Origin of the sequence: Dietzia sp. PP-33 (genome assembly GCF_033790845.1) — a bacterium.
In the GTDB taxonomy this organism is placed as follows: domain Bacteria; phylum Actinomycetota; class Actinomycetes; order Mycobacteriales; family Mycobacteriaceae; genus Dietzia.
In genome coordinates, this window is sequence record NZ_JAMYEI010000036.1 from 1 (window position 1) to 401 (window position 401).

General features: G+C 65.8%; 1 protein-coding gene. It reads right to left on the reverse strand.

The genetic code is table 11. The annotated features are described in order from the left end of the window. The coding region (locus tag NJE57_RS19945; RefSeq protein ID WP_319030230.1) for a transposase at positions 1-401 on the reverse strand (401 nt) is incomplete at both ends.

Consider the following 401-nt stretch of genomic DNA (forward strand, 5'->3'; position numbering starts at 1 on the left):
GTGCTGGCGTAGCGCTCGTAGTCCTTCACCAGGCGCCGAAAGCGGGTAGCCCAAGCAAAGGAGCGCTCGACGACCCAGCGCCGCGGCAGCAGGACAAAGCCGCGCTTGGCTTCTGGCAGCCTGATTACCTCCAACTCGATGCCGTGGGCTTTCGCAGCATCGGCTGCTTTTCTTCCCGTATAGCCTTGGTCGACATAGGCCAGATCGACGCTCTGGCCCGTCGAGGCCTGCACTGCCTGAGCGAGACGTCCCACCTCGGCCCGGTCGTCCGCACTGGCAGGCGTGACGTGCAGTGCCAGCAGATGCCCCAGCGTGTCGACCGCCAGGTGCAACTTGGAACCCTTCTTCCGCTTGGCACCGTCGTAGCCCGCCCGTTCGCCGCTCTCCGGCGTGGAGCGCAA